The following is a 26742-nucleotide window of genomic DNA, read 5'->3' as shown; positions in this document are numbered from 1 at the left end:
GTCAGCGGGGGTTCAGCCTGGTGATGCCGACGGCCGCCGCTTTGGCCAGTCCGGTGTCCAGGGACATCGGAATATATTCGCCGCGCCGCCAGAGTTCGCCAAGGTTGTCGTAGAACCGGCTGAACGGATGGCCCGATTGCCCGGTCGAGGTGATGAAGACCGAACTGTCGGGATCGGCGAAATCATAGACGCCGCGATACCCTGCGCCATGAACGTTCTGGAACGGGTCGGGATCCTTGCCTGAGGTCCGCCCGCGCAGCAGCGTGAAGTCGCCGCCCGAGGTGGATTGGCGGATGTTGACCAGGTATTTCAGCACCGGCACCTCACCCAGCGTCGCATGGTCATGGATCGCCTGATGCGCGTCACCCCAGCGCCAGCTTTCGATGGTGCTGCCATAGCGCTCGGTCAGGCGCAGCAAGGCTTCGTCCAGCGCGATGCGGGCAATGTCGGCGCAAGTTTCCACGGGCGACGACTGGATGATGTCGCACCATTTCGCGGCGCCGTCGGTGTTTTGATAGACGCGCTCCAGAAAGACGGGCTGAATATGGCTGAAGTCGTCGGCCAGCGGGCCCAGTTCGTCGCGGATCAGCTTGTCCTGCAACACGCGCAGCCATGTCATGGCGATCAGGGGTTCGGGCAGATGCTCGTTCATCTCGCCGTTCCATTCGGCCAGCATGGCCAGCGCGCGCTGGCGGCGATGGTCCGGTGTGCCGGTGGGCGCGGGTTCGCCGGTGAACCACAGTTCGGCCCCGATCAGCGGCAGCAGCGTGCGGGCCACCGGGCTGACGGTGTCCAGTTGCGCCTCGATAAAGCTTTCGCGGGTGTGCACATCGCGCATCCGCATCAGGCGCAGCCAGCGCTGGATGCGCTGGGTGTCGCCCCATTCAAAGCTGACATGTTCGGGAAAGGGCCGTTCGGTTGTCTTGTTGTTGGTATTGCCCAGAATCCCGCTGGTCGGCGCGACAAAGCGCGGATTCGACTCGTAGGGCAGCATCCCCTGCCAGCGGTTTTCGGCCAGCCAGCCGGGCGACGGCATCCGCCCCTGGGTCTGGTGGCGCGGGTCGCGGCGCGGCATCTTGCCGATGGTGACCATGGCGATCCCGTCGCGATCGGCCAGCGTGACATTCTGAGATGGCGCGGTGAAATCGCCCCCGGCGGTGATCCCTTCGGCGACGGTTTGCGCCCGCATCAGGCGCAGCGCGGCGGTCATCGAACGGTCGGCGGGGTCCAGCACGGTCCAGCCCAGCGAGGTGACATGGCCGGGCGGTGTGACACTTGCCAGATCGTAGTGGGCACCGGGCAGAACCGGGCCATTCTCGGTCCAGCGCAGGGTCAGGGTCAGCGGTTCGGCATCCTTGATCGTGACGATGGAGCGGCGGGTCTCGAACCGTTTCCAGCCCTCTGGGGTCAAATATTCCTCTGCCGCATCGGGATTGAGCTTTTCGATGAACACATCCTGATCGTCGAGATAGCTGGAGGTCAGCGCCCAGCCGAAGCCTTCGGACCGCCCGGCCAGCAGGACGGGCATTCCCGGAATGGTGCCGCCGATGATGCCGCCCGATTGCAACTCAAGCCGCGCCAGGTACCAGATGGTCGGCGCGCTGAGGCCAAGATGGGGGTCGTTGGCCAGCAGCGACCCGCCCGCCGCCGCTCGCCCCGGTGCCGCAGCCCAGGCGTTCGAGGCCCCGGCAAAGGGCAGGCGCGGGAAGGGGCTGAGCCGGTCCTCGGCAATCCGCAACGGCGCCTGGCTGGGCACCACACCGGGGAACAGGCTGGCGAAATCCGGCACCGCCGCGACCCCCTGGCCCGGATCGTCGGGCAACAGATCGCGCAGACGGTCCTGCCGCAGCAGCATCGAGACGCGGGCGCGCAGCACCTCGGATTCCAGATGGGCCGACAGTTGCAGCCCCATCAGCTTCATGATGGCAATGGAATCGGCCGGTTGCCACACCGCGATCTGCGGATCGAACAGAAAGAACTCCGGCGCGCCGCGCCCCAGTGCACCTTCGTTGACCTGCGAAAGCCAGGCGTTGACGCCGCGCGCATAGGCTTCCAGCGCGGCAAGTGTCTCGGGGTCTTGCGCGGCAACGGACTGGGTGGCCAGCGTGTAAAGATCGAGCCGCCGTAGCAATTCGTCGATACGGGCGGTGCGGGCGCCGAAAATCTCGGACAACCGGCCCTGTGCCGTGCGCCGCATCAGCGTCATCTGCCACAGCCGGTCCTGCGCATGGGCAAAGCCAAGACCGAAGAACACATCCTCGTCCGTCGGGCCGAAGATATGCGGCACATTGGCATTGTTGCGCACGATCTCCATCGGGCCGGAAATACCCTGCACCCGCCAGGTGGCGCTGTAATCCGGGATCGAACGGCTGAGCACCGTCCACAGAAAGACCAGAACAAGCAGCATCACGACCACCAGGGCGGTGAAGATGCGAAGAAGCCAGCGGAAGGTGGTGGGCATTGGGGCTTTGCTCCGGCGTCGGGGCAGGGTAACGGATTGCGGGAAGGTAGACGAAAGCGAAAGCAGGGGGAAGGCATGGCACGGGTCGCATTTCTGGGTCTGGGGGTAATGGGCTTTCCGATGGCGGGGCATCTGGTGGCCAAGGGGCATCAGGTGACGGTGTGGAATCGCACGGCCGCCAAGGCCGCAACCTGGGTGGAGCGGCATGGCGGCGCCGCCGCATTGACCGCGCGCGAGGCCGCGACAGGTGCCGAATTCGTGATGGCCTGTGTCGGCAATGACGACGATTTGCGGCAGGTGTGCACCGGGCCGGACGGCGCCTTTGCCGGTATGGCACAGGGCGCGATCTTTGTGGATCACACGACGGTATCGGCGCAGGTCACGCGCGAGATGTATGATTTGGCAAAGGGGCAGGGCATCGGCTTTGTCGATGCGCCGGTGTCGGGCGGTCAGGCCGGGGCCGAGAATGGCGTGCTGTCCATCATGTGCGGCGGGGGCGAAGCACAGTATGCCGCCGCAGAGCCGGTGATGATGGCCTATGGGCGCACCGTGCGCCGGTTGGGCGACAGCGGGGCAGGGCAGTTGACCAAGATGGTCAACCAGATCTGCATCGCCGGGCTGGTGCAAGGGCTGGCCGAGGCGCTGCATTTCGCCGAGAAAGCCGGGCTTGACGGTGCGGCGGTGGTCGATGTCATCCAGGGGGGCGCGGCCGGAAGCTGGCAGATGGTCAACCGCCACAAGACCATGCTGGAGGACCGTTTCGATTTCGGCTTTGCCGTTGACTGGATGCGCAAGGATCTGGGCATCTGTCTGGACACCGCTGACCAGATCGGGGCCAGCCTGCCGGGAACTGCGCTGATCGACCAGTATTACAAGGATGTGCAGCGCATGGGCGGCGGGCGCTGGGATACATCAAGCCTGATCGCGCGGCTCCGTGCGATGGATCGGGGCTGACTCCTGCCTGGGGGATGCGAGGGGCCGCTACGCCCCTCGCGCCCCTTGCGCGCTGTCAGCCAACGGGGCTTTGGATCCCGTGAAACGTGCCGTGCCGAAATGCCTCGTCAGGCCGGTTTGCGCGCCGCCCTCCACCAGATCGCCGCCAGCGCCAGGCTGGCCAGAACGTTCCACCCGGCCATGGAAAGTCCCAGCAGGCTCCAGGCCACCTGATCACAGCGCACGGGTTCGGGCGCGTCGGCCAGCGGGTCGAGCAGTGTTGCGGCGGACATGCCTGCCAGTCCCTGTCCCGAGCAGCTTTCCAGACCGGCCCACCAGCCCTGTTCGACCCCGACGTGAAAGCCGCCGATCCCGGCCGAGATCAGCACCGCCAGCATCCCGAGTGCCGGAATGACGCGCCCCGGCACCTTCAGCCCCAGCGCGCCCAGCACCACGGCGGCCAGATGCGGCCAGCGCTGCCAGATGCACAGCGCGCAGGGGAACAGGCCCAGGACATACTGGAACCAGACCGCCCCGAGCAGCAGGGCCGCAGAGCCGCCCGCAGCGGCAAGTATCAGGCGTTGGCGTGTCATGCGTGGCCCCAGGTGATGATCTGCGGCAGTAATGGGCGTGGTGCGGCAGAACATCAAGCCCGACCGCACCGCATGGCCCATCACGGAACGGTGCACGCGCAAGGGCGATTGACGACGCCCCCGCGCAACGCTAGAGGAGGCATCAGATCGCGCCTCGGTGCGGGATCGTCAGGCAAGGTGCCCTTGCCGAAGATGTGCCGTCAGTCCAGCGGGGGTTCCCGTGTCTACCATGGATTGCGGAATGTGCGGGCGTGGCGGAACGGTAGACGCGGCAGACTCAAACTCTGCTTCCGCAAGGAGTGTCGGTTCGAATCCGACCGCCCGCACCATCACCCTGCCAGTGTGACCGATACCGTCGGCTTGTTCCCACCCCTAAGACGCCGGGTCCATAGCGATTCTCGGGCAGGGCTGTGGCACAAGCTGCAAAACCTGCCGCACACCGCCCTGCCAGATGCAGAACGATCTCTGCACACCGAAAACCGATGCAGGGACGGGCGCGCAGGCCGGATGATCATGTTCGGGAATGAAGTGCAGGTTTCTGCCGGAAACAGACATTTCCCTTTCTAATCAATATGATGGGTTTTCCAATCGCTATGGATCAAATGGCGAACATGGCGGGAACAATGCCGGTTCTTGTAAAGACAAAAATCACCCCGTGGACGGGCTGAAAAAGAAAAACCCCGGCGCGCTGGCGGGCGCAACCGGGGCAGCTTTCGGAAAAGCGATCTTCAAGACGGAAACCTACCGGAATCGCGCCGCTTCGGCAACACGGCTTTGCGCTGCGATTGCAGAATGTGACCGCGACGATGCGGTATTCATCATGTCTGCTGCGCTGGCAGACCTGCGCGCGGGCAGCCCTGTGCCGCATCTGCTGGCCATTGAGGCCGAGGCGGCATCCTGGGCAAGCTTTGCCGCGCCCTTCGAGTTGCTGGCCTATCTGCGCGCCTGCCTCGACCGCCTGGGCGATGATGCCTTGAAAGTGAACGCCCGCAAGGCCCTGCTGGTGCGTCTGTGGCGGGCGCTGCCGGTTGCTGATCAACGGGCGTTCCTGCGGCGGGTGGATCCGAGCGGGGCAATTCAGGGGGCCGCGCAATGAGCGACAAAGACCCCTTTGATGATCTGATCCCGGTTCCGCCGAATGTGACCGATCTTGCGGAATTCAGGAACCGACCGCGCGATGCAAGAGCACAGCCCCCGGCTTCGCCAGGCGGGCGCAAGAGCCGGTTTCGGTCTGCCGCCGAGCTGGACGGCAAGCCCATCCCGCCCCGGTGCTGGTTGGTGCCCGACCTGATCCCGCAGCATGTTGTTACAGCCCTCTATGGCGACGGAGGCACAGGCAAATCCTTGCTGGCAAAGCAACTGGCCGTGGCAGTCGTGACGGGCGGAAAATGGCTTGGCCGCGATGTCACCAGCGGGCCTGTGGTGTTCCTGAGTGCCGAGGATGACGACGACGAATTGCACCGCCGCTTTGCCGCCATTCTGGATGCCGAGGGCAGGACTTTCGCGGATCTCGACCGGCTGACATTCCGCAGCCTTGCGGGCGAGGACGCCTTGCTGGCAACGCTGAACCCTCGCTCTGGAGTCCTGCGCAGATCGGCCCTTTACAGCGAACTAGATGCAGTCATAGCCGAACAGCACCCGGCGCTTCTGGTGCTGGACACACTTGCCGACCTGTTCCCCGGCAATGAGAACGACCGGGCACATGTTACCCAATTCGTGGGCATCCTGATCGGGCTGGCGATCCGGCATGACTGCGCTGTCCTGTTGCTTGCGCACCCATCGCGCAGCGGCCTTGCCTCAGGCAGCGGTGATGGCGGATCGACGGCATGGAATAGCAAGGTGCGTTCCCGGCTATTCCTGCACCGCGTGTTCCAGGGGGAGGAAGAGCCAGACCCGGACTTCCGCGTCCTGTCCACCATGAAGGCGAACTTTGGCCGCAAGGGCACGGAGATCGCTCTGAGGTGGCGCGATGGCGTGTTCGTTGCCGACGAGGCGGAAACCGGACTGGACCGCAGCGCGCAGCGCAGCAAGGCCATGCGGAAATTCCTAGAGTTGCTGCGCATTTACACGGAACAAGGCCGCGATGTGAACAGCCGTGCGGGCCGATACTTCGCGCCTACGATCTTCGCAGCACACCCAGAAGCCGAGGGAATTACCAAGCCCGCTTTCGCTGATGCGATGGAACGCCTGTTCACACAAGGCATGATCCGGGACGTTGAAGTTGATCGGCACCGGAAGAAAACCACTGTCATTCAGGAGGCGAAGTGATGTGCGCAAACCCCCGCGAACTCCCCGCGAACTCCAAAAATGGGCTGCGCAAACCCCCGCGACCTATGCGCGCAAACCCCCGCGAACTCCCCGCGAACTCCGGTGCGCAAACCCCCTCCCTTTCTAAAGAAAGGGATTATTGCGTGCCGCCCTTGGGCGTGCGGCACAAGCCTATTCCGGTGCCCGACCGGATCGAAGCGCTAGCGGCGCGGGTGCTGCGGCTGATGGTGTCTCACAGCAACCCCGAACGGTTCTTCGAGGAGCGCAGCGAGATTGCTTGGGAACTGCGCAAGCTGGCGAAGGTGGCGCAAGGATGATCAACCGACCGGACCAAGGAAAGGCCAAGACGATGACGGACAAGACCAGACAGGACATGGCGAACGAGGCGGCAGACATGGTGGCCCGGATGCTGGCCGACTTCCAGGCAATCACCGGCTATCCGCCCGAATGCATCGCCGCTGGGGCACATGGGCAGATCGTCGCAACGGTGACCTTGCTTCTGGGTGGGCCGCAGGCGGCTGTCATGTTTCGCCAGGCGGCGGAGCGGGTCGAGAACCTGCCCTCGTTGCACGCTGCTTCACTGGCCATGCGCCCGCCTGCGGGGCGGGCGTGACCGGGCGCGGGTCCTTCCGGCAAGCCTGCGGTGCGGGTAATTCGCACCCCGGCATTTGAAGCTATGCAAAGAAAATCAAGGGGATAAGAACAGTGCGCATCCTGGACGAATTGGGATTGGAAGGCGAGAGGGTTCACCGGGTCGGCGGGAAAGACCTGTGCGACCTGCTGGCGCTGACCTCGGGCGCGCTGACCGACCTCAAGAAGCGCGGCATCGCGGTTCACCTCGGGCACGACGCCTACGACCTTGCTGCGACGGTGCGGGCCTATGTCCAGCATCTTCGCGGCGTTGCCTCGGGCCGGGGCGGGGAAGAGCAGACCGTGAACCTGACCGCCGAACGGGCGCGGCTGGCGCGGGAACAAGCCGACGCCGTGGCCTTGAAAAACGCCGCGCTGCGGGGCGAGCTGGTGCCCGCCGCTGACGTCAGCCGCGAATGGTTCGAGGTGCTGCGCAAGGTGCGGGCCGGGGTGCTGGCGGTGCCGTCGCGGGTGCGGGCCGCGCTGCCGCAACTGACTGCCGCCGAAGTGGCGGTGCTGGATGCCGAGATCCGCGCAACGCTGGAAGGGCTGGCCCATGGCGACCATTGAGACGATCCGGGCCGAGGCCCTGCGCGCCCTTCTGCCGCCGCCCCGGCTGCGCCTGTCGGAATGGATCGAGCGCGAAGTTCACCTGCCCGATGGCGTGTCCAGCCAACCCGGCCTTGTGCGGCTGTGGCCCTTCCAGCGCGAAATTGCCGATGCCATTGGCGATCCGCTGATCGAGCGCGTTACCCTGGTCAAGCCGGTGCGGGTGGGCTTCACAACCCTTCTGACGTCCGCTGTCGCCAGCTTCGTTGCCAATGACCCCGCCCCGATTCTGTGCTTGCTGCCTGCTGAGGCCGATTGCCGGGACTATGTGGTCAGCGACGTTGAACCGATCTTCGGGGCATCGCCTGCCGTCGCGGCGGCCCTGTCTGGTGACCTGGACGAAGCCGGACGCAACACCCTGCTGTCACGCCGCTTCCCCGGCGGGTCGCTCAAGGTGGTGGCTGCCAAGGCGCCCCGGAACCTGCGGCGCCACAACGTGCGGCTGCTGTTCATTGACGAGGCAGACGGCATGGAAGCCACGTCCGAAGGTTCGCCCATCCTGCTTGCCGAACGCCGCACCCTGTCGTTCCCGGACCGCAAGATCGTGCTGGGCAGCACCCCGGTTCACGAGGAAACCAGCCATGTGCTGCGCGCCTATGCACAGTCCGACATGCGGGTGTTCGAGGTGCCTTGCCCCAACTGCGGCACCTTCGAGGAAATCACCTGGGACGCGATCACCTGGGACGAAGGCGCCCCCGAAACCGCCCGCTGGCGCTGCCCGCATTGCGCAGCCGAGATCGAGGAACGGCACAAGCCTGCCATGGTCGCGGCGGGCCAGTGGCGGGCCACCCGCCCCGAGGTTGCGGGCCATGCGGGCTTTCGCCTCAATGCCCTGGTGTCGCTTCATGCCAACGCCGCATGGGCCAAGCTGGCGGTGGAATTCGTCGCCGCCAAGGATGATCCCAGCACCCTGCAAACCTTCGTCAACACCATCCTTGGCCAGGGCTGGCGCAACGATGGCGAAGAGCTGGACGAAACCGGAATGGCGGCGCGGGCCGAATCCTTCAACCTCGACCTGATCCCGGCAGAGGTGCTGGTGCTGACCGTGGGCTGCGACGTCCAGCACGACCGACTGGAACTGACCTATTGCGGCTGGACGGAATCGGGCTGCGCGCTGATTCTGGGGCATCGTGTCATCTGGGGGCCATACGATGCCGAGGAAACCTGGGCGGCCCTGGACGAGCTGTTGCAGGAACGCTTCCCGCACCTGCTGGGCGGGCGCATGGCGATTGACGCGGCGGCGGTGGATGCGGGCGACGGCACGTCCATGCACCGCGTCACCGCCTTCTGCACCCCGCGCACCCGGCGCAAGGTGCTGGCGATCAAGGGGGCGCCCGGCAACCGCCCGATGATCGAGCGGGCAGGGTCCACGACCAAGACCGGCGCGCGGCTGTGGATCGTGGGCGTTGACACGGTGAAAGGGCAGCTCTTCGCCCGCTTCCCCCGCCCGGCGCTGATGCGGTTTTCCGACACGCTGCCCGCTGTCTGGTTTGAACAGGCAGCGTCCGAGCGGGCGGTGGTGCGCTATGCCAGGGGCCAGCCGGTGCGCAGCTTTGTGCGCATCCCTGGGCGGCGGGCCGAGGCGCTGGACTGCACCGTCTATGCCTTTGCCGCGCGCCAGGTGGTGACGATCAACCCCGAAAGCCGCCGCGATGCCCTGTCGCGGGCAGAGCCGCTGGTGGTGGCGAAAAAGCCGGTGCTTGCGTCAAGCTGGATGCAGCGGCGTTAGCGCGAAGGCTTCTCGATGGTGAACCATGGCTTCGGGAACGGGACATTCGCATCTTTTGCAGAGGCCAACCCATTGAACAGGGCTTGCACAACTTCGTCGGTAGACAAGAGGTTGCCTTCTGCATCGCGGAACTGCATACGACCCTCCGCTTCCATCTGCCGCAGATCTTTGAGCTTTGCCTCAATTTCCGCGATCATGGTGTCGCGGCTGGGATACTTCTCTTCCAGCGTGCCGACGATTTCCTGAGAGAGACTGCGACGATTTTCCTTAGCAGCGGTTTCGACCCGCGCCTTTAGAGCTGCGGGAAGCATGAGTTTGAACTGGACTAGCGAATCTTCCTTCATGGAGGTCAGAATGGACAAAAATTGTCCTTGACGCTACGGACATTTATTGTCCATAAATGACGGACATAAAATGTCCAAGGTCAGACGCCATGCAAGAAGCGATCCAATTCAAGCTGAACCTGCCGCCTGATGTGAAGATATGGCTTGAGTGCGAGGCGAAGAAGAACATCCGCTCCCAAGGCGCTGAAGTTGTCGCTTGTTTGCGCGCCGCCATGGCCCGCGCCGAAGACCTGAACCCCTCCACCTGACCCGAGGAGCCAGCAATGATCCAAGATAACCCCGCTTCGGGGAACGCCCCCGGCTTGCCTGCTGTCGATTGGACCGTCCTGCGCGACATTCTGACCGCCGCTCTTGCCGCCCTGGGCGACACGCCCGCCGCCTGCGATGCCGCAGCCCTCAAGGAATCCATGCGCCTGCAACGCCTCGCCGCGCATGTCTCGACCGTCGCCCTCAGCACCACGGGGAAACGGAAGTGACCCGCCGCGCCTGATGGCCGCGCACTGACAACACAACGATAACAAACCCAACCAACAGAGAGTGCCATGACCAACACCCCGACTTCCGGGACCGCTCCCGTTCACCCTGTCAGCATGTATGAGAACGAGGCCAACCATAACATGCCGCTTCTGTCCGAAGGCAACTTCAACCGCAGCATGGCCGAGATCTCCCAGTTGCGAAAGCAACAGGCAGACTATCTCGACAGCCTGCCGACCACGGTAGAGGCATGTGGAGAGGCCGCGATGCGCCTGCTGCACCCCGCTGGAGAATGCTACCCCGAGGGCTTCGAGGAGGCGCTGTATCTGTCCTTCGCGCTGGAACCCATGATCAAGCATCTGGACACCGACGACCCAGGCATCGAGCGCGATGCCCTGCTGTTCATCGCAGACCGGGTGCGCTTGGGGCTGGAACGGTCGGTCGCCAAGCTCGACCGGATCAGCGATCTTCTGGGCAACCCGGATCGGATCAAGCGCGAGGCTCAGTCAAGGGCTTTGGGGTCGGTGCGCGGGCAGACTTTGGGGCGATGATGGGCCACGTCTCAAAGTGGGACGTTGCGATACACCTTGCCGGGAACATGGCAAGGTGCTACGGTTCGTCACACTGTGTGAGGCGAACCATGACGGAGCAATCCACATTCAGCTTGCAAGAGGCGGCGGACATTGCCGGTGTCGAGCGCGACACGCTGCGGCAGTGGTTGAGCCGTGGGCACCTGCAAGTTGAGCGTGGAAGCGGCCAGAAGCGTTGGACCTGGGCGGAAGTGTTCTATGCCGCGACCTTCGCTGAACTGGCCAAGGGGACGAAGGATTACGAGTTGCTGGGCAGCGTCAGTTCCCAGACCTTCGCCCGGTTTCACAACATCGCCAGGCTTGCGGGAAATGCAGAGGCAGACGGCATCTGTCTGGCCTATCGCGCCCCCGAGACCGGGCAGCTTCAAGTCGAGGTCTTTGCAGACCTGACCCTTGCGCTTCGTTTTGCACAGGAAGTTTTGGGCGGCATCGCTCACGACGAAAGCCCCGCAGAACTGCGGATCTTCAACCTCAAGCAAATCGAGCGCGCTTTTCTGGATCGGATGAATGCCGTTCTGGCACGGCGCAAGGAGGCGAAAACGTGACCGGAAACCTTCCCGACTCCATCGCAAGCATCGTCAACCCGACGAAGGACATTTTCACCCTTGCCCGTGAAAGTAACGCGCTGGCCGACAAGATCGAGCGCTTTGTAAAGCGGGTGAACTCCGGCCCGCGCGGCAACGGCCCGAACGGGAACTGGACGCCCGAAAAGATGGCCAAACTGGAAGGCTTCAAGGACCAGTGGTCTGCCATGCAGCGTGAAATCGCGCTGCATCCCGACCGGAGCAAACTGCGTTGAGCTTCCCGTTCGGCTTCGGACCACTCGGGCGGTTCTTCCGCCCGGCACAGAAACGCCAGATCGAGGCGGGGGGCGGCGGGCGTCGCTGGGAAGGTGCGGGGATGCTCCATGCCCCGCAGACCCAGACGCTTGCCGCCCGTGGGGCCGCCAAGGCCCGCGCAAACGCCGCGTATCTGAACAACCCGATTGCGAACCGGGCTATCGAAGTCTGGGGCAGCACCTTGGGTAAGGGCTGGCAGGTGCGGTCCTACGACCGGGCGGCCAATGACGCCTTCGAAGACCTGATCCGCCCGTTCATGCTGCCGCTGGCCCGCGCCCTGGTGCGCGATGGCGAAGCCTTTGTGCAGCTGGTCGTGACGTCAGCGGGGCAGTTGCGCCTGAAACATCTGGCCGCCGACCAGATCGACCCCAGCCTGACCCGCGACCTGGGCGGCGGCGCCCGTATCATGGCCGGGGTGGAATATGACGCCGAAGACCAGATTGTTGCCTATCACGTCCTGCGCGAACCGCCCGGCTCCACCTTCACCCTGACGAACGAAACGGTGCGGGTGCCTGCGGTGGACATGCTGCATATCTTCGACCCGCTGTTCCCCGGCCAGGTGCGCGGCATCACTTGGTTGACCCCGGTTCTGCTGAAACTGCGCGACCGGGACGAGGCGTCCGACGCGCTGCTGATGCAGCTCAAGGTCGCGGCGCTTATGACCGGCTATATCAGCGACCCAGACGGCAGCGTTGCAGAGTTGTTGGGGACGACAAGCGAAGGTGCCCTGAACCTGGCGCTTGAACCCGCCATGATGCGGATCTTGCCGCCGGGCGCGAGCGTGACCTTTTCCAAGCCGGGCGACGGGCTGGCGCAGATCGACGCCTTTCTCAAGGCGATAGACCGGGAAATCGCAGCCGGGTTGAGCCTGACCTTTGCCATGCTGACCGGCGATCTGGGCGAGGCGAATTATTCGTCGGAACGGGTGGGCCTTCTGGAGTTCCGCCGCCGCGCGGAAATGCTGCAACGCAACCTGATCGAAGGTCAGTTCCTGCGCCCGCTGTGGCGGCGCTGGATCGAGGTTCGGACGCTGGCCGGGGAACTGCCCGCCGGACCCGCCGCGCAGGCCGAGCTGCGCGCCGTGCGCTTCGTGCCGCCGGGCTGGGCCTGGGTGGACCCCAAGAACGATGTGGACGCCGATATTGCGGCGATCAATGCGGGCCTGAAATCCCGCGAAGAGGTTGTGGCCGCGCGGGGCCGCGACATTGACGAGGTGGACGAAGAGCGCGCCCGCGACCGCGCCACCATGCCGAACGGAGGCAATCAGCAATGACCATTCACCTGCGCGCGGCGATGCCGCGCGCCTCTTCTGTCAACCCCGAGGACCGCACGGTCGAAGCTATCGTTTCGACTGGCGCACCTGTGCAGCGGGGCGGCTTCATTGAACGCCTGCTGTTGCCCGGCGCGGACCTGTCGCGCCTGATCGGTGCGCCCGTCCTGGACGCACACCGCAACGCCTCGACCCGCGATCAGCTGGGGGTGGTCGAGGCGGCAGAGCTGCGCCCCGAAGGGCTGTGGGTGCGGATGCGGTTCCGCAGCAACGACGCCGCAAAGGCGGTGCTGGCCGATATTGGCGACGGCACCCTGCGCGGCCTGTCCATCGGCTACAGCGTGGCCGAGTGGGAAGACGGGCGGGAAGGCGCGCAGCGCATCCGCACCGCAAAGCGCTGGACGCCGCTTGAAGTGTCCATTGTCCCGGTCCCGGCAGATGCCGGGGCACATTTCCGCAACGGAGAAACGACCATGCCGGAAACCGAAACCACGGTGCAGACCCGCGCCGAAATGAACGTGGAGATCCGCGGCATCGCGCAGACCGCGGGCCTGACCCGCGAATGGGCCGATGCGCAGATCGACGCAGACGCCACGCCCGAGGCTGCGCGCACCGCCGCCTTTGCAGCCATGCGCCAGCGCAGCGCCGAAACATCGACCCGCACCACGCGGGTGGAAATCACGGTAGACCATACCGACCCCGCCGTTATCGCCACCCGTGCGGGCGAAGCCGTCTATGCCCGCTCGCACCCCGAACACCAGCTGTCCGATGCGGCCCGCCCCTACGCCTACATGACCTTTGCCGAACTGGCCCGCGACAGCCTGCGGCGGTCTGGCGTGTCCGTCTCTGGCATGGCGATCGAGGCGACGATTACCCGCGCTCTGCACACCACGTCCGACTTTCCGCTGATCCTGGGCGATGCGGTCAACCGCGAACTGCGCGGCGCCTACAATGCCGCCCCCTCGGGCATCCGCCAGGTGGCCCGCCAGACCACGGCGCGCGACTTCCGCGCCAAGCGCAAGCTGACCCTTGGCAATGCGCCGTCGCTGGAAAAGGTCAACGAAGGCGGCGAATTCCAGAGCGGCACGATTGACGAGTCGGAAGAGATCTACCGCATCGCTACCTATGGCAAGATCTTCGGCATTTCGCGGCAGGCGATTGTCAACGACGATCTGGGCGCGTTCACCGGCATTGCCAACGGCTTGGGCATTGCCGCCCGTGCTTTCGAGAATGACTTTCTGGCCAACATGGTCACCAGCAACCCGGAAATGTCGGACGGCCAGGGCGTATTCCATGCCGATCATGGCAACCTGACCGCGACCTATGCCGCGCCCAACCTGACGTCGCTGTCCGTCGCCCGGCTGGCCATGCGCAAGATGCGTGGCCTCGGTGGAATGCTGATCGACGTCACGCCGCGTTTCGTGGTGGTGCCGCCCGAGTTGGAAACCGTGGCGGAAAAGGTGCTGACCGAGATTGCCGCGACCCGCACCGACGATGTGAACCCCTTCGGCAAGCTCACGCTGCTGGTGGAACCCCGCCTGACCGACGATGAACAGTGGTATGTCGTGGCCGATCCGGCCAGCGCCCAAGGGCTGGAATATGCCTATCTTGAAGGCGCCCCCGGCCCGCAGATCGAGACCCGCGCGGGCTTCGAGGTGGATGGGGTGCAGATCCGCGTCCGTCTCGACTTCGGCGCAGGCTGGACCGACCATCGCGCTTGGCACCGGGTGGGCTGATGGCACTCGGGGCCGATACGCTGGAAGCCCTGCGCGACGAGCTGTTGAAGGCCCGCGCAAAGGGCGTCCGAACGCTCCAGATCAACGGGGAGCGGGTGGAATACAAGACCGACGCCGAAATGGCAGCGGCCATTGCCGACCTTGAGGCGCGTATCAAGCGCGCCTCTTCCCACACCCCCGGCATCGTCAGGTTCCGGGCATCTAAGGGCTTCTGACATGACCAAAGCCGAACGTATCGGGCGCAAGGGCCAAGGCGTGGTGGGCGACCGCCCGCCATCCTTCCCTTCCAAGGCCACCCTGGCGGCAGAACTGGAAATTAGCGAAGACACTGTGGACAGCTGGGTTGAACGCGGGATCCTGCCGCAGCCGATCCGCTGCGGCAGAACTCCCCGCTGGTCTTGGGCCGAGGTTCAGGCAGTCCTGACCCGTGCCTCGCAAGCCGCTGATGACCCGTTCATGGTCGGGCTGCGTGATGTGCGCTAAGTTTTCCCTCCCCCCTGCGGTTCATCGTGTGAAGGCCGGGGGCCGAGATTATTTCTATTACCAGAAGGGGCGGAACACGCCCCATGCCGGGCCGCGCATCAAGTTGCCCGGCGACCCGCAGTCGCCCGAATTCTGGGTGGCTGTTCGTCAGGCTCAGGGCATTGTAGGCCCTATTCCAACCGATACAGTTGGGGCACTTATTGACGCTTACATGATCGCGTGGCCGTCGCTGCCGCGCAAGCTTTCTGATGGAACCAAGGCCCAATACACTCGCTACCTTCGGGTGGTGCGTGATGCCTGGGGTAATCTGCCCGCCAACGATCTGCGGCCGTCGCATGTCCTGGCACTTATCGAAAAGATCGGGGCCGAAAAGCCCGGCCGCGCCAATAATGTTCTCGATTCCCTTCGTGCCATGTGCAGGTGGGCGATAGGGCCCCGCGAACTGCTGTTGCGCGATCCGACGCAAGGGGTGGCGCGGTATGGGGCAGGGGCAGGGCACCTGCCTTGGAGCGCCGCGCAGTTGCAGTATGCCGACGACAATTTCCAAGGGATGATCCGCCGCGCATATTTCCTAGGCCGGTTCACTGGTCAGCGCGCCAGTGACCTTGTGCGTCTTGGCCCGACCGATATTGATGATGGCGGCTTTAGCCTTCCCCAGAAAAAGACCGGCGTTCGCCCGTGGTGCCCGATCTTTCCCGAGCTTGAAGCGGAAATGGCGACTTGGGAAAAGCGCCCCGGCCCGTATCTGTTGCAGGAAACCGGCAAGAATGCTGGCAAGCCCTTCACCCCCAATCAGCTGTGGAAAGAACTGGATAAGCTGCGCAGCCAACATGCCGAACTTTCCGGTGTGGTCTGGCACGGCTTGCGCGCGAACGCTTCAATCCATCTGCGGCAGAATGGTTACAGTGCATTGCAGATCTCTGACATGGTGGGAATGTCCGTCGAAACCGTCGAACGCTACTGCCGCCATGCTGACCGAAAGGCAGGCGGGCAGGCAGTGCTGCGGCAGATCAAAGAACGCAACCAGATCAAAACTGTAAAAGAATGAAAAACTGTAAAGGGAAAGACGAGGAAAAACAAATGGCTAAGGCTATGGGGGTAGAGTGCAGGTTTCTGTTGCCAGGTACCTGCGAACCCCGCCTTACGCGGCTAAGCGCAAGGGCTTAAGTTTCGGTTACCCGAGCTGCTTACGCAGCCAGAGCGACCGGAGCACGGTTGTCGTTGGCAACTGTACTTTTGCACCGATAACGGTGGTAGCTCACCGAGACAAAGCAAACACCTTTGGACGTTCGTCGATCCTGTTTCGGCCCCATGCCCCCGCAACGAACGGGTGATTGGTGGAGCCGCCGGGTACCGCCCCCGGGTCCGATCCGCTTATTACGTGCGCGTTTATGCCCATAGTCCCCAAGCGTTGCCGCCTGCGAACACTATCTACATAGGGCGATGCGCCCGGCTCTGCAAGGGCCCTGCGGACATGGAGACGGGCCGGGGCGGCAGAGGGCACATCACTGCGGATCCTCCGGGCAAGGCACGGAAATACACCGGCGAACACGGTCGGCGGCGCGGCCAATGCCGGACGAGGGGTGCCGCGCAGGCAGGTCAGGATATCGCGCTGCGAAACAGCACGATCACCGCGCGAAGTGTTTTGCGCAGCATATTGAATTTACATCATTATGAGATTGGCTGGGGCGCCAGGATTCGAACCTGGGAATGGCGGTACCAAAAACCGCTGCCTTACCACTTGGCGACGCCCCAACCGTGCGGCGGTGTTTAGCGAAGGCTGCGGGGGGCCGCAAGAGGCAAAATCGACGTTTCTTCGCGTTGCTTGCGGGGCCGGTTTCTGACAGGACCAAAGGCCAGGTCAGGCAGGAAGTGCAGATGGAAAAGGTGGATGTTGCCATCCTAGGCGCAGGCGCCGCAGGGCTGTTCGCGGGCATCGAGGCCGCGCGGCGGGGGCGGCGTGTGCTGGTGATCGACCATGCGGCCAAACCGGCCGAGAAGATTCGCATCTCGGGCGGGGGGCGGTGCAATTTCACCAACCTCGGTATCGCGCCCGAGCGATTCCTGTCGGAAAATCCGCGATTTGCCATGTCTGCGCTGCGGCGCTACACGCAATCGGATTTCATTGCCAGGATGAATGGCTGGGGCATTGCCTGGCATGAAAAGACGCTGGGCCAGTTGTTCTGCGACGGCCCGGCGACTCAGGTTGTCGATGCGCTCTGCCGCGATCTGGTGCAGGCGGGGGGGCGGTTGTGGCTGGGGTGTACGGTCGGCCAGGTCAGCCACGACGGGGCCTTTCGGCTGGAAACCGCGCGCGGGCCGGTTGTCGCGCAATCGCTTGTGGTGGCGACCGGGGGGAAGTCCATCCCCAAGATGGGGGCGTCGGGTTTTGGCTATGATCTGGCGCGGCAGTTTGGCCTGCGCCTGATAGAGCCCCGTGCGGGGCTTGTCCCGCTGACCTTTTCCGATGCCTTGCGCGACAGTATGGCGACACTGGCGGGCCTGTCGATCGAGGCGGTGGTGTCATTCGGCAAGACCCGGTTCCGCGAGGGGTTGCTGTTCACGCATCGCGGGCTGTCGGGGCCGTCGATCCTGCAAATCTCCAGCTATTGGCGCGAAGGGGCGCCGATCCGGGTGAACCTGATGCCCGACCGTGATGTGGCAGCGGCCCTTGCCGGGCTGCGGCGCAGCGCGGGGGCGCAACTGGCGGGCAATTCGCTTGCGGCGCTGATGCCGGAGCGGATGGCCCGGCAGGCGGCGGTCTGGGCCGGGACGCCGGGGCGGCTGGCGGATCTGACGGGGGCCGAGATGCGGCGGCTCGTCGATGTGCTGGGCGGGTGGGAGGTGCTGCCGATGGGCACCGAAGGCTGGCGCACCGCAGAGGTCACGCTTGGTGGCGTGGACACCCGCGATCTGGACTCGCGCAGCATGGAGGCGCGGGCGGTGCCGGGGATGTATTTCATCGGCGAGGTGGTCGATGTCACCGGCTGGCTGGGTGGCTACAATTTTCAATGGGCCTGGTCGTCGGGCTGGGCGGCGGGGCAGGTGGCCTGACCCCTAGTTGCGGCCCAGACGCTCGACATGTTCGGCCAGGGCCACCAGCTTTTCCGGCGTCGGGGTCATCACCCCCGGCGCCGTTTCGACCAGCACGACCGGGCCTTCCAGCAGCGGCCCGAATTCCGGCATTGCACCGCCGCCGCCGCCCTTGCCCTGATGATAGCCATAGACCTTGGCCATGACCTTGACCTTGGGAAAGCTGCCCCCGGCCTGTGCGGTCAGTTGCGTCAGATCCGCCGGTGCCGGGCGCAACCCTTCGGCGGCCGGGCCGTCGCCCTTGCCGCCGGAGCCATGGCAGGCCGCGCAATAGTCGGCATAAAGCCGCGCCCCGTTGGCCTCCGGGTCGCGCTGGGGCAGGCCAGGCAGACATGCCGCCAAGGTGACTGCGGCAAGGGTCAATCCGGCTGCGATTGCGGTCTTGTGGGTGGCCTGGGCCATGGCTGCCTCCGATCCCCTGAATCTGCGCTTACTTTGCCTGTAGCGCGCGCCGGTTGCAACCGGACGGGCTGGCGGCGTGCCCGCGTCGGGCGCGGAAGAGGGGGATTGACGGCGGCAAGGCGGGGCAGGGTCTTGGCGAGGGCAGGGCGTTGGCGAAATTGTGTGTAGGGGAGTGGGATTGCCTGCCTTGGCAGACTTTCCTCGTCAGGCATCCGACGCTATGATGCGCGCGATGCGGTCCTGCGCGGACCGCGCCAATAATGGGGCAGCGGGCGGCCGGGCAGGGCTGACCCGAAACGTCGGTCAGGGCATGGCCCGGCCAAGGGGGCAGGATGACGAACGGGCGCACAACCCTGACATGGGTGCTTGTGGCGGGTGCGATGCTGACGCTTGCGGCGTGCGAGGGCGGACAGCCCTTGTTTGGCGCGAGGGACGACGGAGCGGCCGCCACTGCGGATCCGGCGGGCACAACGCGGCTGGTCGAGCGCGATATCGAGGCGCCGGATGTGTTCAACGTGTCAGAGCAGGGGCTGTGGGATGGTCGTCCCTCGCTGGGCGGCGTCTGGGTGGCCTATCCCACGGTCAAGGATCCAGAGCGCGTCATCATCCGCAATCCCGACAATGGCAAGTTCGTGATCGGTGCGCTGTTCCGGCGCGAACGTGACATGCCCGGCCCGCGCTTGCAGGTTTCGTCCGATGCGGCGGCGGCGCTTGGCTTGCTGGCCGGACAACCGGGCAAGCTGGATGTGACGGCGCTGCGCCGCGAGGAAGTGGCGGCCGAACCGTCGCTTCCCCCCGCGACCCCGGTGCTGGATGGTCAGGAAACCATCGCGACCGAAACGCTGGCCCCCCCGACCCCCGGCGCGGGGGCATCGCCGACCGCTCCGGCCGCTGTGGCGGCTGCGCCAGTGCCCGCTCCGAAACCCGCGGCGGCCGCCAAACCGGCGGCGGGCGGGCGTAATCTGATCCAGATCGGCATCTTCAGTGTGGAAGCCAATGCCAAGGGCGCGGCGGCACAACTGAGCAAGGCCGGCGCCCAGACCCAGATCAAGAAAGAGGAAACCCAGGGCAAGCCGTTCTGGCGCGTTCTGGTGGGCCCTGCCGCCGATGCCGCCGCGCGCGAGGCGCTGATGGCCAAGGTCAAGGGCGCGGGTTTCAAGGATGCCTATTTCGTCTCGCGCTGAGGCGGTTCGGATGACAGTCAATCAAGGAGGGGCCGCGATGCGTAACAGCGCGATCACCCGAAATCTGCTGGCCGCCGGGCTGGCCATTCTGGTGGCCATGCCTGCCAGGGCCTTTGACACCCAGGCCCGCGCGGCCTGGATCTATGATATGACCACCGGGTCGGTCCTGCTGGAAAAGGATGCCGACCTGCCGCTGCCGCCTGCGTCCATGTCCAAGCTGATGACGCTGCTGATGCTGTTCGAGGCATTGCGCGATGGCCGGGTGACGATGGAGACGGAATTCACCGTCTCGTCCCGCGCCAAGGCGATGGGCGGATCGACCATGTTCCTCAACGAGGGGGATCGCCCGACGGTGCGTGACCTGATCATGGGGATCATCGTCAATTCGGGGAACGATGCCTGCGTTGTGGTGGCCGAAGGGCTGGCAGGCAGCGAGGAGGCGTTTTCGCGGCTGGCCACCCAGCGCGCCCATGCGCTGGGAATGACGGGAACCACGCTGACGAACGCCTCCGGCTGGCCCGATCCGGGGCACCGCATGTCGGTGCGCGATCTGGGGATTCTGGCCCGCCATCTGATCGAGGATTTCCCCGAACATTACGGGTATTTCAGCGCGACAGAGTTCGACTACAAGAACCGGGCCCCGGCCAATGCGCGCAACCGCAACCCCTTGCTCAGCCTGAACGTCGGTGCCGACGGTCTCAAGACCGGCCATACCCAGGAGGCCGGATATGGTCTGGTCGGGTCCGCGGCCCAGGGCGACAGGCGGGTGATCTTTGTGATCACCGGACTGGAGCAGGATGCCGCGCGTGCACAGGAATCCGAGCGCATCGTCAACTGGGCGTTTCGCCAGTTCAGTCTGCGCACCGTCGCCCCGGCCAGTCGCCGGGTGGCCGAAGCGCCGGTCTGGATGGGCGAGGCGACAAGCGTTGGCCTGGTGCCCGAACGCGAGGTCACGGTTCTGGTGCCCGCCTTGCAATCCGATGCCGTCGAGGCGCGGGTGGAATGGCAAGGGCCGTTGCAGGCCCCTCTGGCCGCCGGTCAGGTCGTGGGCGAGCTGGTCGTGACCATCCCGGAACGGCCCGAGGTGCGGGTGCCGGTCCTGGTGGAAAGCGATGTGTTGCCTGCGGGGTTCCTGCGGCGGGTCGGTACGGCGGCGCGTGTGCTGGCCAGCCGGGCATCCTCGGCGCTGGCGTTCTGACGGCGACCGGGCAGGGGGCGGTCTGCCGCCCTCCTGCGTCGCGGGGCGCTTCGACCCCGAGAAATATTGGATCAATGCAAAGGGCAGGCCGGTGCAGGGGCGTTTCCTGAGTTTCGAAGGGATCGACGGGTCGGGAAAATCGACCCAGGCGCGGCATCTGGCCGAAGCCTTGCGCGCGGCGGGCCACGAGGTGGTGCTGACGCGCGAGCCGGGTGGCAGTGCGGGGGCCGAGGAAATCCGCCGGCTGGTGCTGGAAGGGGATCCGGCCCGCTGGTCGGCCGAAACCGAGGCGCTGCTGTTCACGGCGGCGCGGCGCGACCATCTGGAGCGCACCATCCGCCCGGCGCTGGCCCGTGGGGCCGTGGTGATCTGTGACCGCTTTGCCGATTCCACCCGCGTCTATCAGGGGGTGACGCGCGGGGATCTGCGCGCCCTGGTCGATGCCTTGCACGACCTTGCGATCGGGGTCGAGCCCGACCTGACCCTGCTGATCGACATCGACCCTGCCGAGGGGCTGGGCCGCGCCCGCGCCCGCGCAGGCACCGAGCAGCGGTTCGAGGATATGGGTCTTGCGATGCAGGAACGGATGCGCGCCGCCTTTCTGGAGATTGCCGCCGCCGCGCCCGGCCGGTTTCGGGTGATCGACGGTGCCGGGCAACCGGATGTGGTGGCGGCGCGGGTGCGCAGCGCGCTGGCGGCGGACTGGCGCTAGGGCGGGCGGCCTCCTATATTGCGGCAAACGCCATGGGAGGCCCCGATGTCGCTGTTCGCCCGAAAACCTGTCACGATGATTTCCAAGGCCGATGCCTTGCCCGGCCGCGCCCAGCCGATTCCGACGGCAGAGCGGCATTTCCTGTCGGATATTCCGCTGAAATCCCCCGTGCCCGAGGGCATGGCCGAGGCCGTCTTTGGCATGGGCTGTTTCTGGGGGGTGGAGCGGCTGTTCTGGGACTTGCCCGGTGTGTGGCTGACCATGGTGGGCTATGCCGCCGGTCATACGCCGAACCCGACCTATCAGGAGGTTTGCACCGGCATGACCGGCCACAACGAGGTTGTCCGGGTGATCTTTGATCCGGCGGTAATCCCGTACGAGCGGCTTTTGCGCGCATTCTGGGAATCCCACGACCCGACGCAGGGAATGCGGCAGGGCAATGACGTCGGCACGCAATATCGCAGCGGGATCTATACGTTTGGCGACAGTCAGCAGGAGGTCGCCGAAGCCAGCCGGGCCCTGTTCCAGCATCGGCTGATGCGGGCCGGGCGCGGTGTGGTGACGACCGAGATCCTGCCTGCGCCTGAATTCTATTTCGCCGAAGACTACCATCAGCAGTATCTTGCCAAGAATCCCGGCGGATATTGCGGGTTGGCGGGCACAGGGGTCAGTTGTCCGATCGGCCTCGGAGTCTGACCGGCGCGATGTCCGGCGCCGCGAGATTTGATCTGATCGTCGTCGGCGCTGGTCCGGCTGGTTCTGCGGCGGCGGTCACTGCGGGCCGGGCCGGGCTGTCGGTGGCGCTGATCGACCGTGCACCCTTTCCGCGCGACAAGCTGTGCGGCGGGGCGGTCTCGGGCCGGGCGCAGCAACAACTGGCGCAGGTGTTCGGCAGGCTCCCCGATGATCTGATGCGTTGGGTCGGGCGGGCCAACCTGCTGCATCAGGGGCATCATATTGCCGCGCTGTCCTTTGATCGCCCGTTCGGCATGACGATGCGGCAGGATTTTGATGCCGCACTGCACGACCGCGCGTTACAGGCCGGGGCGGTCGATTATTCCGGGCGCCGCATTGCCCGGATGGATCTTGAGAACGGCCTGCTGAGCCTGTCGGATGGCACAACGCTTGGCGCCCCGCTGATCATCGGGGCCGATGGTGTCAATTCCGTCGTCGCGCGGCGGCTGTGGGGACGCGCGCAGGATCCGTCGCGTCTGGCGCTGGCGTTGGAGGTCGAGGTCAGGCGCCCCTGCGGCAGGGCGGCGATGGAGGTTGATCTTGGCGCTGCCAACTGGGGCTATGGCTGGGCCTTTCCCAAGCGGAACGGGCTGACGCTGGGGGTTGGGGGGCTGGTGTCCCGCAATCCTGCATTGCGCGCTGTCATGGAGGACTGGCTGGTCAGGCACGGGGCGGCGGGAACGGTTCGGGTCAAGGGGCATCACCTGCCGTTCGGTGCGTTTCCGGCGGTGCCGGGCGAGGGCCGCGTCCTGTTGGCAGGCGATGCCGCCGGGCTGGTCGATCCGTTGACGGGAGAAGGGATCGCCTGGGCGATTCACTCTGGCGCGCTTGCCGCACAGGCGGCGATCCGGGCCCTGGCCCAGGAGGCGCCGGGTGCCGCACTGCGCCATTATACGGCGGCGCTCGCCCCTGTGCACGGCGAATTGCGCCGCGCGCGGCTGTGCCGGGGGGTGCTGTATGCGCGGCCCTTGCGCGGCGCGGTGGCCCGCAGGGTGCTGGCGCATCCGGGCGTTCAGGCCCGGTATGTCCAACTGCTGGAAGGACAACTGGACTATGCCGACCTGGAGGCGCGCAGCTTCCTGCGTCTGGTGCGGCGGCTGGCCCTTCCTGCACTTGACCGCTGGTTTCCCCCCCGCTAATCCCGCAGCCAAGCCGCGTTGCCCCAAGACCTCTTGCCTGGGCCGGGGACCGGGCCGCAAGGCCCGCTGCCCCGACACTCCCGCGATTCCGGAAGGACACTTCATGTCGACCTATTCCGCCCTGACCACTTTGCCGGACCAGGATGCCGCCGAGGCGCTTGCCGAGGCGATGGAGGAGATGACCCCAGAGCCGACGGGCGTGGGTGTATTCGAGATCGAGGATGGGTCCGGCCTGTGGGAAGTGGGCGGATATTTCCTGGAACAGCCCGATCAGGCGGTTCTGCTGCTGTTGTCCATGGCTTTCGGGGCCAAGCCCTTTGTCGTGTCGGAAATCCCCGATATCGACTGGGTGGCCAAGGTGCGCCGCGATCTTGCGCCGGTCGAGGCCGGGCGGTTCTGGCTGTATGGCAGCCATGATGCCGACAAGGTTCCCGCTGGCGTCGTGCCCTTGCAGATCGAGGCGACGGTGGCCTTTGGCACCGGGCATCATGGCACCACGCTGGGATGCCTGCGCGCGCTTGATCGTCTGGATGCCGGGGGGCTGCGCGCGGGAAATGTGGCCGATATCGGCTCGGGCACGGGCGTGCTGGCTCTGGCGGCTGCGCGGATCTGGCCGGATGCGGCGGTCATCGCATCGGACATTGATCAGGTCGCCGTCGAGGTCGCCGTCGCCAATGCCGAGATCAACGGCATGGCGGACCGGGTGCCTTGCGTCGAGGCGGCGGGATTCGACCACCCCGACCTGGCCGCGCGGGCACCGTATGAGCTGATCTTTGCCAATATCCTGAAAGGCCCGCTGATCGACCTGGCGCCTGACATGGCGGCCCATATCGCGCAAGGCGGCCATCTGATCCTGTCGGGCCTGCTGGTCGTGCAGGCCGAGGCAGTGCTGGCGGCCTATGTCGCCAATGGGTTCGGGCTGGTCGACCGCGAGGATATTGGCGAATGGGCCACGCTGGTGCTGCGTCACGGCTGAGGCCGCAGGCGCCGCGGATTGTGGCAGGATCGTGTTTCGGCAACGATCCGTTTCCTAAAACTCGCGCGACCTGCCCAGATATTGCCACATTTGGGGCCGAAAAATGCCCCGGTGTGTGGGGGCCATGACAAGAGGTTTCGTATCATGGCCGATGAAAATCTGTTGGACTTCAACCGTCGCGTCCGTCGCCTGGAAAAGGCGCATCTGGACGGCTACGGGTTCGAGGCGATCGGCACATTGGGCCGATCGCATTACCGGGCGCCCCGGCGGCTGAGACTGCCGGTCATGGGGCCGGTGCTGATGCTGTTCGGGTTGGTCGTGGTGATGAAGGGCGCGATTCAGGCCCAGCTTGGCCCGGACCTGTATCAGGCCAAGGTCGATCTTTTGTGGCAAGGCAGCCTGCTGGAACAACTGGGCGCCGTGCTGATGCAGGCCGAGCCGGTCAGCACCTGGGTCGCATCGCATCTGGGCTGGATGACGTAGGGCAGATGCGGCGGCCCGAACCGCCACGCTGCAAAGACAAAGGCCGCGCGGGATGCCCCGTGCGGCCTGTCCATTTCCGGTCCGGGACCAGAACTCCGGCTTAGCGGGTGCCGGCCGAGATCGCCTCGATGTCGCCGCGGCACAGGCCGATGTCGTCCAGCTCGCGGTCCGAGAGCTTCGACAGGGCGTTGCGCGTCACGCGGGCATCATTCCACGCAGCCACTGCGGCCACGAGGGAGACAACGAGGGTGCTCAGCCGGCCGCCGAAGAGGCCCAGAGCGGGGCGGGTGGTTTCGAAAGTGGCCATGGTGAGGTTCCTTCACATTCTGCCTGTTTGAAAAGCATTGCGCTTCCTGAGCAGTCAGATAGCTGTGCTGCGGGTGCAAAACAACCTGCATAAGGGCAACTCCGTCTTGCGTCTATCGCATGGCTGGCGCAGCGCGATTCGGCCTTTCAAACAAGGCATAATCGTGTTGCTCTGGTAACGTCCCGGTGAATGCTGCGTTGCAGAATGAACATGGCGCATCGCAAAGCGGCTGGCGCGTGTTCCCTTTTCGTGCTAGTGGCGGAAAAACAGGCGGGATCCACGGACAGGCGAGGCGAAAGAATGCGGGTGGTCGGAATCGACCCTGGGCTGCGGAACCTTGGCTGGGGGGTGATCGACGTGGAGGGCAGCCGCCTGACCCATGTCGCCAACGGGATTTGCCATTCCACGACAGGCGATCTGGCCGACCGGCTCTTGTCCCTTCATGGCCAGTTGACAGAAGTGATCCTGCGGTTCCGCCCCGAGGCTGCGGCCGTTGAACATACCTTTGTCAACAAGGATGCGGTCGCCACGCTGAAACTGGGGCAGGCGCGCGGCATCGCCTTGCTGGTTCCTGCGCAGGCCGGGCTGGTCGTGGGCGAATACGCCCCGAATGCGGTCAAGAAAACCGTTGTCGGTGTGGGTCATGCCGCCAAGGTCCAGGTGGATCACATGGTGCGCCTGCATTTGCCCGGCGTACAGATCGCGGGGCCGGATGCGGCCGATGCGCTGGCGGTGGCGATCTGCCATGCGCATCATGTGCAATCTGCCGGCCGGTTGCAGGCCGCAGTGAAAAGGGCGGCGGGATGATCGGAAAACTGTCGGGCATCGTCGACTGGAAGGGGGACGGCCTCGTCATTCTGGATGTGCGCGGGGTCGGCTACGAGGTGATGGTTTCGGACCGCACCCTTGCCGCCTTGCCGCCGCCCGGCCAGGCTGCGGCGCTCTATACCGAGATGGTGGTCCGCGAAGATCTGTTGCAACTGATTGGCTTTCCCTCCTTGCTGGACCGCGAATGGCACCGGCTGCTGACCACCGTGCAGGGGGTCGGGGCCAAGGCGGCGCTGGCCATCCTTGGCACCCTGGGGGCAGAGGGCGTGGCGCGGGCCATCGCGCTGGGTGATGCGCGGTCGATCCAGGCGGCGCCCGGCGTCGGCCCCAAGATCGCCCAGCGGGTGACGATGGAGCTGAAGTCCAAGGCGCCGATGCTGATGGCGCAGGGCGGGCGCATGGCCAGCGTTGCCGATATCGGCGAGGGTTTGGTCGAGCCGGTGCCTGCCGCCCCGCCCACGCCGCGCAAGGCCAAGGCGCCGCCAGCGCCCGATCCTGCGGCCATGGCCAGTTCGGATGCATTGTCGGCGCTGACTAACCTGGGCTATGCCCAAGGCGATGCCGCCGCCGCCGTGGCTCAGGCCGCAGGCGAAGGGGCGGCCACCGATGCGCCCACGCTGATCCGTGCTGCGTTGAAACTGTTGCAACCCAAGTCCTGACCTCTCGCCCGTGGCGATGCGCGGGGGCGGCCCCCCGCGACCCCCCTCTTGCCCCGGTCGCCCGGCT

At 65.5% G+C, this 26742-nt stretch carries 32 protein-coding genes, 2 tRNA genes and 1 other RNA gene; 28 read left to right on the top strand and 7 right to left on the bottom strand.

The window, feature by feature from the left end; translation table 11 throughout:
* Window position 1: 1 nt before the first annotated feature.
* Window positions 2-2461: a penicillin acylase family protein gene (locus tag BW970_RS04025; RefSeq protein ID WP_076528893.1), complete on the bottom strand. Its 2460-nt coding sequence runs from the start codon at window positions 2459-2461 to the stop codon at window positions 2-4.
* 75 nt (window positions 2462-2536) lie between these two features.
* Here BW970_RS04025 and BW970_RS04020 point away from each other — a divergent pair, with 75 nt between their 5' ends.
* Window positions 2537-3415 carry an NAD(P)-dependent oxidoreductase gene (locus BW970_RS04020; protein WP_076528890.1) on the top strand — a complete coding sequence of 293 codons (879 nt, stop codon included), beginning with the start codon at window positions 2537-2539 and terminating at the stop codon, window positions 3413-3415.
* 107 nt (window positions 3416-3522) lie between these two features.
* On the opposite strand, the gene BW970_RS04015 is transcribed toward BW970_RS04020, so the two are convergent.
* Window positions 3523-3987, bottom strand: coding sequence for a disulfide bond formation protein B (locus tag BW970_RS04015; protein ID WP_076528888.1), 465 nt, complete (start codon window positions 3985-3987; stop codon window positions 3523-3525).
* Between the two features lie 245 nt (window positions 3988-4232).
* Between BW970_RS04015 and BW970_RS04010 the strand changes: the two genes are divergently transcribed.
* The 7 genes from BW970_RS04010 to BW970_RS03985 all read left to right on the top strand — a co-directional run bounded on the left by BW970_RS04010 (window position 4233) and on the right by BW970_RS03985 (window position 9223).
* Window positions 4233-4316: transfer RNA gene (locus BW970_RS04010), tRNA-Leu, on the top strand.
* A 326-nt stretch (window positions 4317-4642) separates the two neighbouring features.
* On the top strand, window positions 4643-5083 hold the full coding sequence (locus tag BW970_RS21030) for a hypothetical protein (RefSeq protein ID WP_229740434.1): 441 nt from the start codon (window positions 4643-4645) through the stop codon (window positions 5081-5083).
* A complete protein-coding gene (locus BW970_RS04000) occupies window positions 5080-6255 on the top strand; it encodes an AAA family ATPase (protein ID WP_076528886.1) in 1176 nt (391 codons plus the stop codon). Before BW970_RS21030 ends, BW970_RS04000 begins: the two co-directional genes overlap by 4 nt.
* A gap of 143 nt (window positions 6256-6398) precedes the next feature.
* Window positions 6399-6572 (top strand): hypothetical protein, encoded by a 174-nt coding sequence (locus tag BW970_RS20705; RefSeq protein WP_159441415.1) that lies wholly within the window; start codon window positions 6399-6401, stop codon window positions 6570-6572.
* Window positions 6569-6868 (top strand): hypothetical protein, encoded by a 300-nt coding sequence (locus BW970_RS03995; RefSeq protein ID WP_076528884.1) that lies wholly within the window; start codon window positions 6569-6571, stop codon window positions 6866-6868. The genes BW970_RS20705 and BW970_RS03995 overlap by 4 nt, the downstream gene beginning before the upstream one ends.
* A gap of 92 nt (window positions 6869-6960) precedes the next feature.
* A complete protein-coding gene (locus BW970_RS03990) occupies window positions 6961-7455 on the top strand; it encodes a DNA packaging protein (RefSeq protein WP_076528882.1) in 495 nt (164 codons plus the stop codon).
* On the top strand, window positions 7442-9223 hold the full coding sequence (locus BW970_RS03985) for a phage terminase large subunit family protein (protein WP_076528879.1): 1782 nt from the start codon (window positions 7442-7444) through the stop codon (window positions 9221-9223). The genes BW970_RS03990 and BW970_RS03985 overlap by 14 nt, the downstream gene beginning before the upstream one ends.
* Here BW970_RS03985 and BW970_RS03980 read toward each other — a convergent pair.
* On the bottom strand, window positions 9220-9585 hold the full coding sequence (locus BW970_RS03980) for a hypothetical protein (protein WP_144038863.1): 366 nt from the start codon (window positions 9583-9585) through the stop codon (window positions 9220-9222). The two genes, BW970_RS03985 and BW970_RS03980, sit on opposite strands and share 4 nt — an antisense overlap.
* A gap of 71 nt (window positions 9586-9656) precedes the next feature.
* Here BW970_RS03980 and BW970_RS20500 point away from each other — a divergent pair, with 71 nt between their 5' ends.
* The 10 genes from BW970_RS20500 (at window position 9657) to BW970_RS20275 (ending at window position 16007) form a co-directional block, all read left to right on the top strand.
* Complete coding sequence (locus BW970_RS20500) at window positions 9657-9815, top strand: Arc domain-containing protein (RefSeq protein WP_144038862.1); 159 nt, start codon at window positions 9657-9659, stop codon at window positions 9813-9815.
* A gap of 15 nt (window positions 9816-9830) precedes the next feature.
* Entirely contained in the window at window positions 9831-10043 is a 213-nt protein-coding gene (locus BW970_RS03975; protein ID WP_076528875.1) for a hypothetical protein, read from the top strand.
* Between the two features lie 66 nt (window positions 10044-10109).
* Complete coding sequence (locus tag BW970_RS03970; RefSeq protein ID WP_076528873.1) at window positions 10110-10592, top strand: hypothetical protein; 483 nt, start codon at window positions 10110-10112, stop codon at window positions 10590-10592.
* A gap of 89 nt (window positions 10593-10681) precedes the next feature.
* Window positions 10682-11176, top strand: coding sequence for a MerR family transcriptional regulator (locus BW970_RS03965; protein ID WP_076528871.1), 495 nt, complete (start codon window positions 10682-10684; stop codon window positions 11174-11176).
* The gene (locus tag BW970_RS03960) at window positions 11173-11430 is read left to right on the top strand and encodes a hypothetical protein (protein WP_076528870.1); all 258 of its coding nucleotides are present in this window, start codon (window positions 11173-11175) and stop codon (window positions 11428-11430) included. Before BW970_RS03965 ends, BW970_RS03960 begins: the two co-directional genes overlap by 4 nt.
* Window positions 11427-12743, top strand: coding sequence for a phage portal protein (locus BW970_RS03955; RefSeq protein WP_076528868.1), 1317 nt, complete (start codon window positions 11427-11429; stop codon window positions 12741-12743). Before BW970_RS03960 ends, BW970_RS03955 begins: the two co-directional genes overlap by 4 nt.
* Window positions 12740-14476: a prohead protease/major capsid protein fusion protein gene (locus tag BW970_RS03950; protein ID WP_076528866.1), complete on the top strand. Its 1737-nt coding sequence runs from the start codon at window positions 12740-12742 to the stop codon at window positions 14474-14476. The genes BW970_RS03955 and BW970_RS03950 overlap by 4 nt, the downstream gene beginning before the upstream one ends.
* Window positions 14476-14691 carry a phage head-tail joining protein gene (locus BW970_RS03945; RefSeq protein WP_076528864.1) on the top strand — a complete coding sequence of 72 codons (216 nt, stop codon included), beginning with the start codon at window positions 14476-14478 and terminating at the stop codon, window positions 14689-14691. Before BW970_RS03950 ends, BW970_RS03945 begins: the two co-directional genes overlap by 1 nt.
* A 1-nt stretch (window position 14692) precedes the next feature.
* Window positions 14693-14959: a helix-turn-helix transcriptional regulator gene (locus BW970_RS03940; protein ID WP_076528862.1), complete on the top strand. Its 267-nt coding sequence runs from the start codon at window positions 14693-14695 to the stop codon at window positions 14957-14959.
* Entirely contained in the window at window positions 14922-16007 is a 1086-nt protein-coding gene (locus BW970_RS20275; protein ID WP_083701109.1) for a tyrosine-type recombinase/integrase, read from the top strand. The genes BW970_RS03940 and BW970_RS20275 overlap by 38 nt, the downstream gene beginning before the upstream one ends.
* A gap of 54 nt (window positions 16008-16061) precedes the next feature.
* On the opposite strand, the gene ssrA is transcribed toward BW970_RS20275, so the two are convergent.
* Together ssrA and BW970_RS03925 are read right to left on the bottom strand one after the other, a co-directional pair.
* Window positions 16062-16424: a transfer-messenger RNA gene (gene ssrA / locus BW970_RS03930) on the bottom strand.
* A 215-nt stretch (window positions 16425-16639) separates the two neighbouring features.
* Window positions 16640-16714: transfer RNA gene (locus tag BW970_RS03925), tRNA-Gln, on the bottom strand.
* Window positions 16715-16837: 123 nt separating this feature from the next.
* On the opposite strand from BW970_RS03925, the gene BW970_RS03920 reads away from it, so the two are divergent.
* Window positions 16838-18013, top strand: coding sequence for a BaiN/RdsA family NAD(P)/FAD-dependent oxidoreductase (locus BW970_RS03920; RefSeq protein WP_076528860.1), 1176 nt, complete (start codon window positions 16838-16840; stop codon window positions 18011-18013).
* Between the two features lie 3 nt (window positions 18014-18016).
* Here BW970_RS03920 and BW970_RS03915 read toward each other — a convergent pair whose 3' ends face one another.
* Window positions 18017-18454, bottom strand: coding sequence for a cytochrome c (locus tag BW970_RS03915; protein ID WP_076528858.1), 438 nt, complete (start codon window positions 18452-18454; stop codon window positions 18017-18019).
* Window positions 18455-18786: 332 nt separating this feature from the next.
* Between BW970_RS03915 and BW970_RS03910 the strand changes: the two genes are divergently transcribed.
* From BW970_RS03910 to BW970_RS03880, 7 genes are all read left to right on the top strand, one after another.
* On the top strand, window positions 18787-19638 hold the full coding sequence (locus BW970_RS03910) for an SPOR domain-containing protein (RefSeq protein WP_076528856.1): 852 nt from the start codon (window positions 18787-18789) through the stop codon (window positions 19636-19638).
* 37 nt (window positions 19639-19675) lie between these two features.
* Window positions 19676-20836 carry a D-alanyl-D-alanine carboxypeptidase family protein gene (locus BW970_RS03905; RefSeq protein ID WP_076528854.1) on the top strand — a complete coding sequence of 387 codons (1161 nt, stop codon included), beginning with the start codon at window positions 19676-19678 and terminating at the stop codon, window positions 20834-20836.
* Between the two features lie 91 nt (window positions 20837-20927).
* Entirely contained in the window at window positions 20928-21548 is a 621-nt protein-coding gene (gene tmk / locus BW970_RS03900; protein WP_076528851.1) for a dTMP kinase, read from the top strand.
* 45 nt (window positions 21549-21593) lie between these two features.
* Window positions 21594-22244, top strand: a complete 651-nt coding sequence (gene msrA, locus BW970_RS03895; protein ID WP_076528849.1) for a peptide-methionine (S)-S-oxide reductase MsrA — start codon at window positions 21594-21596, stop codon at window positions 22242-22244.
* 8 nt (window positions 22245-22252) lie between these two features.
* Window positions 22253-23422, top strand: a complete 1170-nt coding sequence (locus tag BW970_RS03890) for a geranylgeranyl reductase family protein (RefSeq protein WP_076528847.1) — start codon at window positions 22253-22255, stop codon at window positions 23420-23422.
* A gap of 103 nt (window positions 23423-23525) precedes the next feature.
* Entirely contained in the window at window positions 23526-24398 is an 873-nt protein-coding gene (locus tag BW970_RS03885; RefSeq protein ID WP_076528844.1) for a 50S ribosomal protein L11 methyltransferase, read from the top strand.
* 144 nt (window positions 24399-24542) lie between these two features.
* Complete coding sequence (locus BW970_RS03880; protein ID WP_076528842.1) at window positions 24543-24881, top strand: hypothetical protein; 339 nt, start codon at window positions 24543-24545, stop codon at window positions 24879-24881.
* Window positions 24882-24981: 100 nt separating this feature from the next.
* Here BW970_RS03880 and BW970_RS03875 read toward each other — a convergent pair whose 3' ends face one another.
* Window positions 24982-25188 (bottom strand): DUF1127 domain-containing protein, encoded by a 207-nt coding sequence (locus tag BW970_RS03875; protein WP_076528840.1) that lies wholly within the window; start codon window positions 25186-25188, stop codon window positions 24982-24984.
* 300 nt (window positions 25189-25488) lie between these two features.
* Between BW970_RS03875 and ruvC the strand changes: the two genes are divergently transcribed.
* Both ruvC and ruvA read left to right on the top strand, forming a co-directional pair.
* Window positions 25489-25995 (top strand): crossover junction endodeoxyribonuclease RuvC, encoded by a 507-nt coding sequence (gene ruvC, locus BW970_RS03870; RefSeq protein ID WP_076528837.1) that lies wholly within the window; start codon window positions 25489-25491, stop codon window positions 25993-25995.
* Complete coding sequence (gene ruvA, locus BW970_RS03865) at window positions 25992-26675, top strand: Holliday junction branch migration protein RuvA (protein WP_076528835.1); 684 nt, start codon at window positions 25992-25994, stop codon at window positions 26673-26675. The genes ruvC and ruvA overlap by 4 nt, the downstream gene beginning before the upstream one ends.
* Window positions 26676-26742 lie beyond the last annotated feature (67 nt).

Source organism: Gemmobacter megaterium (assembly GCF_900156815.1).
Taxonomy (GTDB): domain Bacteria; phylum Pseudomonadota; class Alphaproteobacteria; order Rhodobacterales; family Rhodobacteraceae; genus Wagnerdoeblera; species Wagnerdoeblera megaterium.
This window is presented reverse-complemented; position numbering and strand designations above follow the sequence as displayed.